This is a genomic window from Lentzea sp. NPDC042327, from assembly GCF_040647275.1.
Classification (GTDB): domain Bacteria; phylum Actinomycetota; class Actinomycetes; order Mycobacteriales; family Pseudonocardiaceae; genus Lentzea.
The window spans coordinates 369,582-384,251 of record NZ_JBEZBX010000004.1 but is presented as its reverse complement, the minus strand read 5'-3'; the positions used below and the strand labels follow the sequence as shown (position 1 = coordinate 384,251).

Sequence of the window (14,670 nt, the reverse complement as noted above, 5' to 3'; positions counted from 1 at the left end):
TGATGGCCGTTCGCATCCTCACCCTCGTCGGCAGCCTCCGCGCCGGATCGCACAACCGCAGGCTCGCCGAGGCCGCCGTGCAGATCGCGCCGGAGCACGTCGAGGTCGAGCTGTTCAACGGGCTGGACGCGGTGCCGTTCTACAACGAGGACATCGACGTCGAGGGCACCGTGCCCGCGCAGGCCGCGAAGCTGCGCCAGGCCGCCCAGGACGCCGACGCCCTGCTGCTGGTCTCGCCCGAGTACAACGGCACCATCCCCGCGGTGCTGAAGAACGCCATCGACTGGCTGTCCCGCCCCTACGGCGCGGGCGCGCTGGCCGGCAAGCCGGTCGCCGTCGTCGGCACCGCGTTCGGCCAGTACGGCGGCGTGTGGGCGCAGGACGAGGCCCGCAAGGCCGTCCGGATCGCCGGCGCCGAGGTCGCCGAGGACCTGACGCTGTCCATCCCGGGCTCCGTGGTCCGCTTCGCCGAGCTGCACCCGGTCGACGACCCCGAGGTCACCGAGAAGCTCGGCGCGGTCATCGAGGGTCTGGCCGCCCGCACCGGCGTCACCGTCTGACGAACCCACCTCGGCCGCGGTACCCCTCACGAGGTACCGCGGCCGAGTCGTGTCACGCGCAGGCGGACCGGTTGAGCGCGACCGCCGTGGGCGCGCTCGCCGTGCCGTTGGCGGTGAAACCGAGCGACACGGCCGCTCCCGCCGCCAGCGACGGGCTGTGCGCCGGCGCCGTCACGGTGACCGTGGTGCCGCTCTGGCTGAAGGTGCCGTTCCAGCCGTTCACGATCGTGGTCCCCGCGGGCAACGAGAACGTGACCGTCCACGGGTTCGCGGCGCTCGAAGCCGTGTTGGTCACGGTCAACGCGCCCTGGAACCCGCCCTGCCACGAGTTGTCGAGCTTCCACGCGCTCCGGCAGCCGCCCGTGCCGCCACCGGTGGTGGTCGTCGTGGTGGTCGTGACCGGCCCGCTGGCCGGCGGGACCAGGTACGGCTGCAGGACGCTCTGCTTCGCCTGGTTGACCGTGGTCCAGTCGTCGCCGACGATGCCGCCCGTGTCACCGCTGTTCGGGTTCCACGACCAGTACGTGAACGACATGCCGGTGACGCCGGTCCCGGTGTGGGCCATGAGGTTCTCCAGCCACACCTTGTCGACCGGGTTGGCGAGCGTGGTGCCGAACTCGCCCATCATGATCGGCGCGATGTCCTGCTTGTACAGGTAACCCCAGTACCTGTCCCAGATCGCCGGCATGTTCGCCGGGTAGTCCGGAGCGCTGAACCACGGCTGGTCGTAGACCGAGGTGGCGTACTCGTGCGGGGAGTAGACGAGCCGGCCGGGAACGGACAGCCGCACCGGGAACTGGCCCGCCCTCGACAGGTTCCCGCCCCACCAGCCGCAGTCCTCGTCGTTGGTCGGGTCGCCGTCCCACACGTTCGACAGCCCGCCGCTCGGGCAGCTCACGCCCTCGACGAAGATCAGCCAGTTCGGCTGCACGGCGAGGATCGCGTTGCCCGCGCGTTCCGCGGCCAGCCGCCAGTCGCGGGCGGTGTCACCACAGCCCCAGCACGCGCCGGTCGCCGCCGGGTTCGTGCCCTCGGCGTGCGGCTCGTTGTGCAGGTCCGCGCCGATGACCGTGGTGTTGCCCGCGTAGCGCTGGGCGAGCATCTTCCAGTCGTTGATCCAGGTGCTCTCCGGGACGCCCGCCGTGTACCAGAGGGCGGTCTGCCCCGCGCTCGTCGGCCGGTGCCGGTCGAGGATGACGCGCATCCCCTTCTGCCCCACGTGGTCGATGACCTTGTCGAGGATCTGCAGCGGGGACAGGCCGATGAGGTCGGGGTTGGTGTAGTCGTTGATGCCGGTCGCCTTGGCGTCGGCCTTCAGCGCGTCGTTGGAGAACGGGATCCGCAGCGTGTTGTAGCCCAGCTGCGCCATCTGGTCGAGCTGCTGGCGCCACGTCCGGCTGGCCCACAGGCCGTGGAAGGTCTTGTTGTCGGTCTCCATCCCGAACCAGTTGATGCCGGTCAGCCGGACCGTCGCACCCGTGCTGTCGAGGATCTTGCTGCCGCTGGTGTGCAGGTAACCCGTGCCCGTGCCGCCCGCCGCCGCGGCCGTGACCTGTCCGGCGGCGCCGGCGGCGACCACCCCGCTCACGGCCACCGCGGCGGCGAGCACCGCGCCGGCGATCCTGTTGTGCCGCTTCATCCGTTCTCCTCCGAGCAACCGCGCGTGGCTCATGCCGCGGTGCGGCAGAGCGTTCCGTTGAGGGTGAAGGCCGTCGGCAGGACGTTCGGGCCGGTGTAGGCGCCCACGAAGCCCGTCGAGACGGTCGCTCCCGGTTCGATCCGGGAGGTGCCGGTGACCGTGACCGCGGTCCCGGTCTGGTTCCACGTCGCGTTCCAGCTCGACGACACCTGCTGCAACGCCGTGGGCCAGCGGAACGTCAGCGTCCAGTCGGCCACCGGTGCCGTGCCGTCGTTGGTGATGTCGACGGAACCGACGAACCCGCTGCTCCAGTCCGTCACGTTGCCCATCCGCACCGAGCAGGTGCTCGTGGCCGGGCTGCCGGTGGTGATCGTGAGCGGGGGAGAGGACCACGACAACCGCCCGGCCCCGTCGCGCGCCAGCACGTTCACCGCGTAGCGGCTGCCGGGGTCGAGGTTCCGCACGGTCAGCTCGGTCCCGGTCGTCTCGCCCCACTGCTCGCTGGTCGTGCCGAGCTGGCGGTGGACCTCGTACTTCACGCCACCGGGCACCGCGGGCCAGCTGATCGTGGCGGTCCGGTCGGTGACCGCGCTCGCCACCGGCTGTCCCGGTGCCGGCGGCAGCGCGCTCGCCGCCGCCGGCTTCAGGACGAGGGTCGTGAGCGAGAACGGCGGCAGCGTCCGGCTGGTCGCGGTGCCGTCGGCGGTGGTCACGACACCGTTGGCGCCGTTGGTGAACGTGTGCACGGTGGGCGTGCTCGCGGACGGCGTGTACCCGGCGTAGTCGATCGCGACCGTGCGCGCGTTGTCCGGGTCGGCGTTGAGCAGCAACACGGCGAGGTCGCCGTTGGGCCTGCGGACCGCGTGCGCCCGGACCGACGGGTCACCGGAGCCGGCGCGGACGAGCTGGTCGCCGGGCCGTGCGAACAACCCGAGCACCTTGAGCGCGTGGTAGGGCGCGAACGGCGTGTTGAGCGGTGGTTCGCAGGCGCCACCGGGCAGGCAGGTGCCGCTGGAGAGCAGGCCGAAGTCGTGGAAGTCGGGTTGACCGGCCACAGTGGACGCCGTCTCCGCCCCGTTGTGGGTGTTCCACCAGTCGACGGTGAAGACACCGTTCTCCAGCAACGAGGTGTAGGCCTCCGCGGCGAACAGCGCGCCCGGCTGGGTGTTGCGGCCGTAGGTGGTGTTGAGCTCGGTCATGGCGATGCCCAGCCGGTCCGGGTCCGGTCCCGCGTACCTGGTGATCTGCTGGCGCAGCAGGTAGGTCATGTCGGCGATCTGGTCGGTGCTCGCGAGGGTCTGCGCGGCCGTCGACCCGCTCGGGTACCAGTGCACGACCACGAAGTCCACGTGCGGTCCCGCGATCGAGAGCACCGTCTGGTTCCAGCTCGCCGCGTCCCCGGTGCCGACGATGCCGTCCGGCCAGTTCGCGGGCGTGGTCAGCACGGCACCGACCTTGACCGTGGGGTCGACCGCCTTCATGGCCTGCGCGAACGCGACCGTCTCCCGCGCGTACCCGGCCGGGCTCTTGTCGGGGTGGTCGTCGGCCTCCCACGCGGAGCCGTAGTGCCCGTTGCCGTAGAGCTCGTTGCCGATCTCCCAGTACTTCACGCCGTAGCCCTTGGTGACGTTGGCGTAGCGCACCCAGTCCGCGGCCTCCTGCGGAGAACCGGTGCCGTAGTTGGCGATGACGATCGGCTGCGCCCCCGCGCGGCGGACACCGGCCATGAACGTGTCGAAGTCGGTGTTCGGCGCGACGTACCCGCCGGGCGCCGTGTGGCTCTCCCAGTGGTAGATGTCGCCGTAGGAACCGCCGGGATAGCGCATCATCCGCACGCCCGCGTCGCCGAGCAGGCCGGACACCTCGGGAGTGCCGAGCTGGCTGTCCCAGATGGCGTGGTTCACGCCGAGCGCGGTCTCGGGAACGGTGGCGAGACCGGCCTTGGCGTTCACGACGACCGTCGCGTCCGCGGGTGGGCCGGTCGGCGGTGGCGCCGCGGTGGCCACCGCGGGCAGGCAGGCCGCGACGAGCGCGGAAACCAGGAGGAGCCGGCGTCTTGCCATGCGCATCACGTCCTCGGCGACGGATCTGGGAGCGCTCCCAGGTTCGTTGTCCGAACGGCCGGGGACAAGACGGCGTTCGGAGTCTTCGCCGGAGGGCTACCGCCGCTCAGTCCACATTCGACGGTCGATTCGACTCGAAGGCGGCCCGAGCGGTCCCAGGTCGCGAATCCCGCTCACGGCACGTCACTGCTCCGGTTCCGACGCGTCCCGGCCCGGCCGGTTCTCCTGCTACCAGGCCATGATTCACCGCCGGCCCTCGTCGGTGACGTGGTGGCCGAGGTGGTCGCCCACCGGTGCCCGGAGCAGCTCTGCGGAGTCGTCCCCCGAGCCGTTCGCCACCCGGGCGGATCAGGCGCTCGACCTGCGCACGAGCGAGGTGGGCAGCAACATCGAGAGGGGGAGCTTCTCCTCGCCCGCCAGTTCGGCGAGCAGCCGCCAGGTCATGGTGCGGCCGAACTGCTCCAGGTCCTGGCGCACGGTGGTGAGCGGCGGCACCGCGGTCGAGGCGAGCACCGAGTCGTCGAACCCGACCACCGCCACGTCGGTGGGGATGCGGTAGCCGCGGGCCTGGAGGACGCGCAGGGCACCCAGCGCCATGATGTCCGCCGCCACGAACACCGCGTCGAGGTCGGGTGCCCTGCGCAGCAGCTCCTCCATCGCCAGTGCACCGGCCTCCGGCGTGAAGTCGCTGTGCACCACCAGCGAGACGGCCATGCCGTGTTCGGCGAGCCCGCACCGCCACCCGCTGAGCCGGTCCATGCCGACCGCCATGTCGCGCGGGCCGGCGATCGTGGCGATCTTCTCGCGGCCCAGCGAGACGAGGAACCGCACGGCCTCCAGCGAGCCGTTGAAGTTGTCCGAGTCGACGAACGGGACGGTGCCGCCCGCGAGGGGGCGGCCGCCCACCACGATGGGCAGCCCCGCCTCGTGCAACGTCCGCGGCAACGGGTCCTCGCCGTGCAGGCTCACGACGAGCGCCCCGTCCACGTGCCCACCGGTGAGGTAGGCCACCTGGTCCTGGCCGTCCAGCGGCTGGTTCATCATCAGCAGCAGCTGGACGTGCCGTCCCGCGAGCTCGGCGTGCACCCCGCGCAGCACGCCGGCGAAGAACGGGTCCGCGAGGACCCGGCTGCCCTGCTCGGAGATCACCAGCGCGATCGCGTTGGCCTTCGAGCCCGCCAGCGTGCGCGCGGCGTGGTTGGGGCTGTAACCGAGCAGGGCGATCGCGCGGTGCACGGACTGGCGCGATCGCTCGCTCACGTACTTCTCGCCGTTGATGACCCGCGAGACGGTGGACTTCGACACCCCGGCCACGCGCGCCACTTCCTCGATGCGCGGGCCGGGGCGACGGGTCCGTTCGGTCATGAGACGGCGACCAGCGCGTTGTCGCGGGCCACTCGGGAGAACCACCTCGCACTCATCTTCGGCGTGCGGATCTGCGTCGCGTAGTCGACGTGGACGATGCCGAACCGCTTCGCGTACCCCTCTGCCCACTCGAAGTTGTCCAGCAGCGACCAGCAGAAGTAGCCGCGCAGGTCGACCCCCGCCTCGATGGCCGCGTGCGCCGCGCGCAGGTGCGACGCGATGAACCCGGTGCGGTCGACGTCGTCGATGGCGCCGTTGCCGGAGAAGTCGTCGCGGAACGCCGCACCGTTCTCGGTGATGTAGAGCGGCAGGCGCGGGTAGTCGTGGTGCAGCCGCAGCAGGACGGCGGTGAGACCGTCCGGGTGCACCTCCCAGTCCATGTCGGTGCGCGGGGCGTCCCGGCGGGGGAACGACGCGTGCTGCACGCCGACCCACGGCGACGGCGCGCTGTCACTGCCGTTCGGCGACGCGCTGACGTAGTGCTCGGAGTAGTAGTTCACGCCGAGCATGGCCATCGGTGCCGAGATCACGGCGAGGTCGCCGTCGCGCACGTGGTCGCTGAACCCGAACGGTTCGAGGTCCGCGACGATGTCGGCCGGGTACTCGCCGCGCAGCAACGGGTCCAGGAAGATCCGCTGCTGCAGCCCGTCGAGCCGGCGCGCGACGTCGAGGTCGGCCGGGTCGCTCGGGTCGACGGGGATGATCGGGTACATGTTGAGCGTGATGCCCACCTTGGCGTCCGGCACCGCGGTGCGGATCGCCTCGGCCGCGAGCCCGTGGCCGAGCAGCAGGTGGTGCACCGCGGCGACCGCGGCCTTCGGGTCGGTGATGCCGGGGGCGTGGACACCCGAGGCGTACCCGAGGAAGGCCGAGCACCAGGGCTCGTTCAGCGTCGTCCAGGTGCCGACCCGGTCACCGAGCGCCTCCACGGTGGCGGCGGCGTAGTCGGCGAACCGGTACGCGGTGTCGCGGTTGGTCCAGCCGCCCGCGTCCTCCAGCGTCTGCGGCAGGTCCCAGTGGTACAGCGTCGGCCACGGGGTGATGTCGTGCGCGAGCAGCGTGTCCACGAGCCGCTGGTAGAAGTCGAGGCCCTTCTGGTTCACGTCGCCGCCGTCCGGCCGCACCCGCGGCCAGGCGATCGAGAACCGGTAGGCCTTCAGGCCGAGCTCGGCCATCATGGCCACGTCCTGCTCGAACCGCCGGTAGTGATCGGCAGCGGGTTCACCGCAGTCGCCGCCGACGACCTTGCCGGGTACCCGGCAGAAGGTGTCCCAGATGGAGTCGGTGCGGCCGTCGACGGCCGTGGCACCCTCCACCTGGAACGCCGCGGTCGCAGCGCCCCACAGAAAACCCTGCGGGAAAACAATGTTCTCCATTTTCACCCCTTGACGGCGCCCTGCATCACACCGGCGACGATCTGCCGCCCGAGCACGAGGAAGACGATGAGCACCGGAACCGTCGCGAGCGTGGTCCCGGCGAGGACGAGCGAGTAGTCGACGTAGTAGCCGCTCTGCAGCTTCTCCAGTGCGACCTGGAGCGTCGGGTTGTCGGCGTTGAGCACGACGAGCGGCCAGAGGAAGTCGTTCCACGACTGCATGAACGTGAACACGCCCAGCATCGCGGCGGCCGGCCGGGCCGCGGGCAGTGCGACGTGCCAGAACGTGCGCCACAGGCTGCAGCCGTCCATCCGCGCCGCCTCGACGAGCTCGTCGGGGATGGCGTCGAGGAGGAACTGCCGCATCCAGAACACGCCGAACGCGGTGACCAGGTTCGGCACGATCACGGCCTCCAGCTCACCGGCCCAGCCGAACTCGGCCATCGCCATGTAGAGCGGGATGATGCCGAGCTGGGTCGGCACTGCCAACGTTGCCACCACGAACAGGAACAGCACGCCCCGGCCGCGGAACCGCAGCTTGGCGAACGCGAAACCGGCGAGCGTCGACAGCAGCACCACCGACAGCGTCACGGTCCCGGACACGATGAAGCTGTTGGCCAGCGCCTTCCAGAACGGGACCGTGTCGAACACCCGCACGGCGTTGGACCAGAAGTTCCCGCCGGGCACCAGCGTGAAGTCACCGGTCAGCACCGAGTTGTCGCGGCTCGCGACGAGGAACGACCAGTAGAACGGGAACGCGGAGCCGAGCACGAACGCGGCGAGGATGCCGTAGATCGCGAAGGACGGTCGCTTCGTCATTTGACGGCCCTCCTGGTGAGGAAGAAGTTGAGGACCGCGACACCGATCACGACCAGGAACAGCACCCACGCGATGGCGGAGGCGTAGCCGAGGTCGAGCCCCTGGAAGGCCGACTGGTAGAGGTAGAGCACGACGGTCTGGTACTGGTGCTCCGAACCGCCGCCGCTGCCGCCGGAGGGCTCGAACAGCTTCGGCTCGGTGAAGATCTGCAGGCCACCGATCGTCGAGGTGACGATCACGAAGATCAGCGTGGGCTTCAGCATCGGGAGCGTGATGCTGAAGAACCGCCGCAACGCGCTCGCGCCGTCCACCAGTGCCGCCTCGTACACGTCGCGCGGGATCGCCTGCATCGCGGCGAGGATGATCAGCGCGTTGTAGCCGGTCCACCGCCAGTTGACCATCGAGGCGATCGCGACGTGGCTGCCGAAGGTGCTGGCCTGCCAGTCGATCGGGCTGATGCCCAGCAGGCCGAGCACGTCGTTCACCAGGCCGTACTGCGGGCCGAACAGGTTGCCGAAGATGATCGTCAGCGCCACGAGGCTCGCCACGTAGGGCAGCAGCACGCCCATCCGCCAGCCGGTGCGGGCGCGCAGGTTGGCGTTGAGCAGCGCGGCGATCACCACCGCGACGACGATCTGCGGGACGCTCGAGAGCAGGAAGATGCTGAACGTGTTGAACAGCGCGTTCCAGAACTGGTCGTCCTCGAACAGCGTCCGGTAGTTCTCCAGGCCGATGAACAGCGGCTCGTCGGCGCCCACCTCCCAGTCGAACAGGGAGACGTAGGCGGTGTAGAGCAGCGGGAACAGCCCGATGGCGCCGAAGAGCACGAAGAACGGTGCTACGAACAGGTAGGGCGAGACCTTGGCGTCCAGGTTGGACAGCCGGTACCGCCGCGGAGGCCGCGGGCCAGCCTCCTGCGCTGGCCCGCGGTCCACCTCGGAGAGAGTGGCGGTCACTACTTGGCCGCCTTCTGAGCGCCTTCGACGGCGGCCTTCCAGGCCTCCTCGGCGTTCTTGCCCTGCTCGACCGACTGCAGCGCCGGGCTGAACACGGTCTCCTGGATCTGACCGTCGGCCGGGCCCTTGTACTGCGCGGCCTTGATCTTCTTGGCCTGGGTCGCGAACAGCGCGCCGGCCTTCACGTCACCGAAGTAGGCGTTGGTCTGCTCCAGCAGCTCCGGCGCGTCGAGCGCCTTGACCTGGCTGGGGAAGGTGCCCTTGGCCTTGAACGCCTTGATCTGCTGCTCCGGCGCGGTCAGCCACGCGGCGAGCTCGGCGGCCTTCTTGGCGTTCTTGCTCTGCTTCGGCACGGTCAGGTACGAACCGCCCCAGTTGCCGCCACCGTTCGGGAACGCGTCGGTGACCGCCCACTTGCCCTTGTTCTCCGGACCGGCCTGGGTCTCGACGACGCCGAGCATCCACGACGGGCAGGTCTTGGTGGCGAACTTGCCGAGCTTGAAGCCGGTGTTCCACTCGGGGCTGAACGCCCCGAGCCGCGCCGACTGCCCCTTCGCGACGGCAGCGGTCACCGTCGTCCAGTCCTTCTTGATGTCGGCGTTGGTGTCCACGACGAGCTTGTCGGACTTGTCGTAGTAGCCGGTCTCGAGCTGGTTGTGCATGGCGTTGTAGACCTGGGCCGCGCTGTCGAACCACGCGACGCCCGGGACCTTCGCGATGAAGGTGTCACCGGCGGCGAAGTAGCTGTCCCACGTGGCGAAGAGCGCCTTGACGCCCTCGGGGTCGGACGGCAGACCGGCCTGCTCGAACAGGTCCTTGCGGTAGCACATGGCCAGCGGACCGATGTCGGTCCCGTAGCCCATGAGCTTGCCGTCCTTGGTGGTGATCGCCTCGGTCTTCCACTTCAGCCAGCGGTCGTCCTCGATCTTCGGGCCGATCTCCTTGAGATCGTTGAACTGCCCGGCCTTCGACATGAACTGGCTCAGGTAGCCCTCTTCGACGCCCTCGATGTCCGCGAGGCCAGACCCGGCACCCAGCTTGGTGAACAGGTTCTGGTGGTGCGGCTGACCCTGACCGGTCTTGCGCTGCGTGATCTTGACGTCCGGGTGGGCTGCTTCGTACTCCTTGAACAGCTCCTCGTACCCGAACTCGTTGAACGTGGCGATCGTCAGCTCGGTCTTGCCGTCTGCGGACTGAGTGGCGCCGCCGGAACCGCAGGCGGTTGTGGCGGCGGCGGACACGGCGGCACAGATCAGCACGCTGACCCAACGGTGTCGCACGGGAGAACTCCTCTGGTCTCGGCGGGCGGATTCTGGGAGCGCTCCCAGGTGCCGAGGAGTGTCGTACTGGTGTCGAGAGTGTGTCAAGACACACTCCGGCCCGGATCAGGCAGTTCCGGCCCTGTGGAGGGGGATGACCTCGGGGTTCGGGGCGCAGGTCACAATCGGGAAAACTGGGAGCGTTCCCGGAAAAATGTCGTTTGGGTTAACGCTCCGTGCGGGTACAGGTACGGACCGCTTCAACCGGCCCGCGACCGGTTGGCGCAGCAGGGGTTGCGGCGGGTGGTGCAGGCGGCGTGGGCCGGGGTGGAGCGGGGGTCGCTCGAATGCGCGGCGTGCCGTCCGGTCCGCGAACGTCCGGTGCGCGCTCACGGCTCGGACCGCGCCGCCGCTCGCGTCAGGCGCTCACGGCTCAGGCCGCGCCGCTGTTCGCGTCAGGCGCTCGCGCCGGCCGTGACTCCTCAGCCGCCCCTGCGGCCCGTCGGCCTACGCGCTCGCCCGCCGCACCAGCGACGTCGGCAGCAACAGCGACGGCGGCAACCCCGCCTCCCCGGCCAGCTCCCCGAGCAACCGCCACGTCAGCGTCCGTCCCAGCTGCTCCACGTCCTGCCGCACCGTCGTGAGCGGCGGGGTGGCCGTGGACGCCAGCAGCGAGTCGTCGAACCCCACCACGGCCACGTCCTGCGGCACCCGGCGGCCACGCGCGTGCAGCACCCGCAACGCGCCCACCGCGATGATGTCCGCCGCCACGAACACCGCGTCGAGGTCCGGTGCGCGGTCGAGCAGGTCGGCCATGGCGGTCGCGCCGCTCTCCGGCGTGAAGTCCGCCTCCGCCACCAGGTCCGCGGGCAGCCGCGCCTCGCCCAGGCCGCGGCGCCACCCGCTCAGGCGGTCCTGGCCGGCCGCCATGTCGCGGGGGCCGGTGACCGTCGCGATGCGGCCGCGCCCGAGCGACACCAGGTGGCGGGCGGCCTCCAGGCCGCCGGTGAAGTTGTCCGAGTCGACGAACGGGACGCCCGCCGAGCCGAGGGGGCGGCCACCGACGACCACGGGCAGGCCCAGCTCGTGCAGGCGGTGGGGGAGCGGGTCGTCGCCGTGCAGGCTCACCAGCAGCGCGCCGTCGACGTGGCCGCCCGCGAGGTAGGTGACGAGGTCGTCGTGGTCCTGCGGGCGGCTCAGCATCAGCAACAGCTGGACGTGGCGGCCGGCGAGCTCGGCGTGCACACCCCGCAGGACGCCCGCGAAGAACGGGTCGCCGAGCACGCGGCTGCCCTGTTCGGAGACGATCAGCGCGATGGCGTTGGCCCGGTTGCCCGCGAGGGTCCGCGCAGCCTGGTTCGGGCTGTAGCGCAGGCGGGTGATCGCGTCCTGCACGGCGTCGCGGGACTTCGCCGACACGTACGGCTCGTCGTTGATCACGCGGGAGACCGTCGACTTGGACACCCCTGCCAGTCGCGCGACCTCCTCGATGCGCGGGCCCGGTCGGCGCTGCCGGTCGATCTCCGTCATGCGCTCATCGTAGGAGTGGGCACGTGCCAGTTCGAAAACGGGCGAAACACCCGTGGGAGCGCGTCCCCGGCACGACGTTGTGCCGGGGACGCGGCGGGAGCCGGCCGGAGGCCGGGGTTGGGATCGGCGCGGAACGCCTGGGCGCGCAGAACGCCCCGCACCGAAGCTCGGTCAGGGTTCGGCACCCCACGACAGCGCGCCGCCCGAGTAGCCGGTGACCCGGTCGAAGTCCGACAGCGCGCTGCTGACCCGGTAGCTGTGGTCGTCGCTCTGGTCGAAACCGGACCAGTCGGACTTCGCCACCCGCACCTGGATCTCACCGGTGCCCGCACCGGCGGCGAGGCTCCCGGACGCGAACGACACCTCGACGTAGGCGTCCGCACCCGGCCGGGCCGTCGCCAGCTTCACCACGCGCAGCGTGACGTTGGCGCACCCGATCTGCGCCCAGTCGCACCACACCTGGTAGCCGGCCGCCGCCGAGTCGCCCGTGAACCAGTACCGCGCGGTCGTCGTGCCCAGGCCCACGGCGGTCGTGCCGCGGTTCGTCAGCTGCAGCGCGGCGGTGATCTGGTTGGACCGGGCGGCGCTCGAACCCTTGTGCTGCACGGTCAGCGTGCTGCGAACACCGGGCAACGTCCTGGTGCTCACCGGCGTGCTCGCCGCGGAGACGTTGCCCGCCGCGTCCCTGGCCCGCACCGCGAACGAGTACGCCGTGTCCGGCGTGAGGCCGGTGAGCAGCAGGCTCGTCGTGCTGCTCGACCCCACGACCGTGGTGCCGTCGAGCACCTCGTAGCCGGTGACGCCGACGTTGTCGGTCGAGGCGGTCCAGCTCAGCGTCACGCTGGAGCTGCCGGCACCGGACGCGGTCAGTCCACCCGGGACGGATGGCGCCTCGCTGTCCTCGACACCGCCGCCGCCGGGCTCCTGGCCCCACACGATCCGGCCGTCCTGGCGCAGCACGAGCCGGTCGGTCTGCGCGACCGTGTTGCCGCTGCCGAGGCCGACGTGGGACCAGTCGTTCGCCGGGTCCCACGTGCCGGCGCTGGTGATCCGGAACTGGACCTCCTTGCGGAACGCGGACTGCCCGGCCGGTGCCACACCGGTGCACGCGATCTCCACGTAGTACACCGCGCCCCGGTACTGCGCGGGCGGGCTCGCGGCACCGCACTGGTTGTAGTTCGTGGTGACGCTGATCTGGCTCGGCGTCGTGGCGCCGTCGAGCGTGAAGTAGTAGCGCAGCGAGCCGTTGAACGTCCTGGCCGGCCACGCGGTCTTGTTCAGGATGAACGCCTTGACCTCGGTGAACTGGGTCGCGGCCTGGTTCACCGACGCCTGCACGGTCAGCTCGGGACCGTCGGGCGTCTCGGTCACCGGGAAGTTCGCCAGCGGGGTGCCGCCGTACTCCTGGTACAGCCGGGCCAGCGCCCCGGTGAAGCCCGCGTTGTAGTCGAGCGCGACCTCGTTCATCACGTAGTCGCTGCGGCTGTCGGTGTAGGCGTCGTTGTTCGTGCTGGGCCCGCCGACCAGCGCGCCGTAGAGCACGTGCCGGCTGACGGCCGGCTCCTGGATGGTGTCGGCCCACGACCCGTGCGCGGTGCGGTGGTGCGGGTTGCGCGGCGGATTGGTGCCGAAGCCGACGACGTAGCTCGCGTTGCGCGGGTTGTCGCCCAAGGCGTAGTTCACCTGCCGCACGCCGAAGTCGTGGTAGGTCTTGGCGCGCGTGCTGTCGCGAGTGGACAGCCAGTCCGAGTAGACCAGGGCGGCGAACGCCGTGTTGGCGGCGTAGCGCAGCGAACCCCAGCTGTCGAGCACCGCCTGGCCGCCGGGGGAGTAGCGCACTCGGTTGCCGTTGTAGCCGGTGGTCCAGAAGTCCAGCCACCGGTTGGCGTCGGTGACGTAGACCTGCTCGCCGGTCAGCTTCGCCATCAGCACGTACGCGCCGTAGGACTTGTCGTCCCACGCGATCGTCCACTTGTAGGAGCGCTCGGTGCTCTGCTGCTCCGTGCTGAGCTTCAGGTACTCGGTCTTCGCCTTGGCCAGGTAGCTCGCGTCACCGGTCGCGCGGTGCAGCCAGATCGCACCCCACACCAGCTCGTCCTGGTAGCCGCTCCACGAGTTGTAGAAGCTCGCCGCGTCCGTGATGCAGGAGCTGTACTTGCCGCGGTAGGTGTCGGCGAACGAGTACAGCTGCTTGGCGTGCGTCAGCAGGGTCGCCGCGTAGGCCGGGTCGGTGTCCTTGAAGACCATCGACGCCGACGCCGTGGCCGCCGCGTACTCGCCGGCCAGGTCGGAGCCGGGGCAGGAGGCGTCGACCTTGTAGGAGGGCCGTGCCATCGTCATGACCTCAGCCGAGCCCCACCACGCGTGGTCGGGGTTGCCCGCGCCGACCTGGCCGTAGACGACGTTGGGCGACGGGTGCGCCTTGATGATCCAGTCGGTGCCCCAGCGGAGGTTCGACATCAGGTGCTGCAGCTGGCCGGAGCTCGCGTAGGCGGCGCGGTTCTCCACGGCGCCCCAGGCGAGCATCGACATGCTGAACGCGAACGGCAGCCCGAACTTCACGTGGTCGCCCGCGTCGTAGAAGCCACCGGACAGGTCGAGGCCCACGTCGGAGCCGTCGCGCAGCGCCGAGTCCGCGCGCCAGCTCACCCGGTTGTCCTGCGGCAGCTTGCCCGACCGCTGGGCGTCGTAGAACCAGACCGACTTCTGCAGCGCCTCGGCGTAGTTGAACGCGGGGGCGGCCGTCGCGCCCGGCACCAGCGGACCGGTCAGCGCCACGAGCAGGGCGACGAGCGCGGCTGTCGCAGCTCTCGACATGCGACCGTGCATGTGAGCCTCCGTTGGCAGGGGGAGAGATTCTGGGAGCGCTCCCAGGTCCGGGACTGTAACGGTCACGAAACCGCTCCGACAGACCTCCGGTGCTGATTTCTTCACACATTCGGCCGTTTGCCGCAACTTTCGCTTAACGCCCGCGTGCTCATTTCGATCATGATTGCTAAGGCCGTCCCTGAAATGGCTCAGTGGCAACAAAAATCCGGCGACCAAGCGTGACCGGAACTCGTCGTCGCAGCTCCGCCGCTGCTCGCATCGCGTGAACGAACGGC

Annotated in this window: 10 protein-coding genes; 1 reads left to right on the top strand and 9 read right to left on the bottom strand. The window is 70.3% G+C overall.

From position 1 onward, the window contains the following. Positions 1-2 precede the first annotated feature (2 nt). Positions 3-560, top strand: coding sequence for an NAD(P)H-dependent oxidoreductase (locus tag AB0A63_RS12655; protein ID WP_360389253.1), 558 nt, complete (start codon positions 3-5; stop codon positions 558-560). 52 nt (positions 561-612) lie between these two features. Here AB0A63_RS12655 and AB0A63_RS12650 read toward each other — a convergent pair whose 3' ends face one another. From AB0A63_RS12650 to AB0A63_RS12610, 9 genes are all read right to left on the bottom strand, one after another. After that, positions 613-2,199, bottom strand: a complete 1,587-nt coding sequence (locus AB0A63_RS12650) for a cellulase family glycosylhydrolase (protein ID WP_360389250.1) — start codon at positions 2,197-2,199, stop codon at positions 613-615. A 29-nt stretch (positions 2,200-2,228) separates the two neighbouring features. Continuing rightward, positions 2,229-4,262 carry a cellulose binding domain-containing protein gene (locus tag AB0A63_RS12645; RefSeq protein ID WP_360389247.1) on the bottom strand — a complete coding sequence of 678 codons (2,034 nt, stop codon included), beginning with the start codon at positions 4,260-4,262 and terminating at the stop codon, positions 2,229-2,231. Positions 4,263-4,610: 348 nt separating this feature from the next. Further along, positions 4,611-5,627, bottom strand: a complete 1,017-nt coding sequence (locus tag AB0A63_RS12640; RefSeq protein WP_360389244.1) for a LacI family DNA-binding transcriptional regulator — start codon at positions 5,625-5,627, stop codon at positions 4,611-4,613. After that, positions 5,624-7,003, bottom strand: coding sequence for a GH1 family beta-glucosidase (locus AB0A63_RS12635; protein ID WP_360389241.1), 1,380 nt, complete (start codon positions 7,001-7,003; stop codon positions 5,624-5,626). The genes AB0A63_RS12640 and AB0A63_RS12635 overlap by 4 nt, the downstream gene beginning before the upstream one ends. A 2-nt stretch (positions 7,004-7,005) precedes the next feature. Continuing rightward, on the bottom strand, positions 7,006-7,821 hold the full coding sequence (locus AB0A63_RS12630) for a carbohydrate ABC transporter permease (protein WP_360389238.1): 816 nt from the start codon (positions 7,819-7,821) through the stop codon (positions 7,006-7,008). Then, positions 7,818-8,756 carry a sugar ABC transporter permease gene (locus AB0A63_RS12625; protein ID WP_360389235.1) on the bottom strand — a complete coding sequence of 313 codons (939 nt, stop codon included), beginning with the start codon at positions 8,754-8,756 and terminating at the stop codon, positions 7,818-7,820. Before AB0A63_RS12625 ends, AB0A63_RS12630 begins: the two co-directional genes overlap by 4 nt. Before the next feature lie 20 nt (positions 8,757-8,776). Then, positions 8,777-10,057: an ABC transporter substrate-binding protein gene (locus tag AB0A63_RS12620; RefSeq protein WP_360389232.1), complete on the bottom strand. Its 1,281-nt coding sequence runs from the start codon at positions 10,055-10,057 to the stop codon at positions 8,777-8,779. A 486-nt stretch (positions 10,058-10,543) separates the two neighbouring features. Next, a complete protein-coding gene (locus AB0A63_RS12615) occupies positions 10,544-11,566 on the bottom strand; it encodes a LacI family DNA-binding transcriptional regulator (protein ID WP_360389229.1) in 1,023 nt (340 codons plus the stop codon). Between the two features lie 171 nt (positions 11,567-11,737). Beyond that, entirely contained in the window at positions 11,738-14,383 is a 2,646-nt protein-coding gene (locus AB0A63_RS12610) for a glycoside hydrolase family 9 protein (RefSeq protein WP_360389226.1), read from the bottom strand. Between the last annotated feature and the right edge of the window lie 287 nt (positions 14,384-14,670).

Excerpts from the sequence above, each read along its gene's own strand:
- AB0A63_RS12655 (WP_360389253.1), top strand. The coding sequence starts at position 3 with ATGGCCGTTCGCATCCTCACCCTCGTCGGCAGCCTCCGCGCCGGATCG.
- AB0A63_RS12650 (WP_360389250.1), bottom strand. The coding sequence starts at position 2,199 with ATGAAGCGGCACAACAGGATCGCCGGCGCGGTGCTCGCCGCCGCGGTG.
- AB0A63_RS12645 (WP_360389247.1), bottom strand. The coding sequence starts at position 4,262 with ATGGCAAGACGCCGGCTCCTCCTGGTTTCCGCGCTCGTCGCGGCCTGC.
- AB0A63_RS12640 (WP_360389244.1), bottom strand. The coding sequence starts at position 5,627 with ATGACCGAACGGACCCGTCGCCCCGGCCCGCGCATCGAGGAAGTGGCG.
- AB0A63_RS12635 (WP_360389241.1), bottom strand. The coding sequence starts at position 7,003 with ATGGAGAACATTGTTTTCCCGCAGGGTTTTCTGTGGGGCGCTGCGACC.
- AB0A63_RS12630 (WP_360389238.1), bottom strand. The coding sequence starts at position 7,821 with ATGACGAAGCGACCGTCCTTCGCGATCTACGGCATCCTCGCCGCGTTC.
- AB0A63_RS12615 (WP_360389229.1), bottom strand. The coding sequence starts at position 11,566 with ATGACGGAGATCGACCGGCAGCGCCGACCGGGCCCGCGCATCGAGGAG.
- AB0A63_RS12610 (WP_360389226.1), bottom strand. The coding sequence starts at position 14,383 with ATGTCGAGAGCTGCGACAGCCGCGCTCGTCGCCCTGCTCGTGGCGCTG.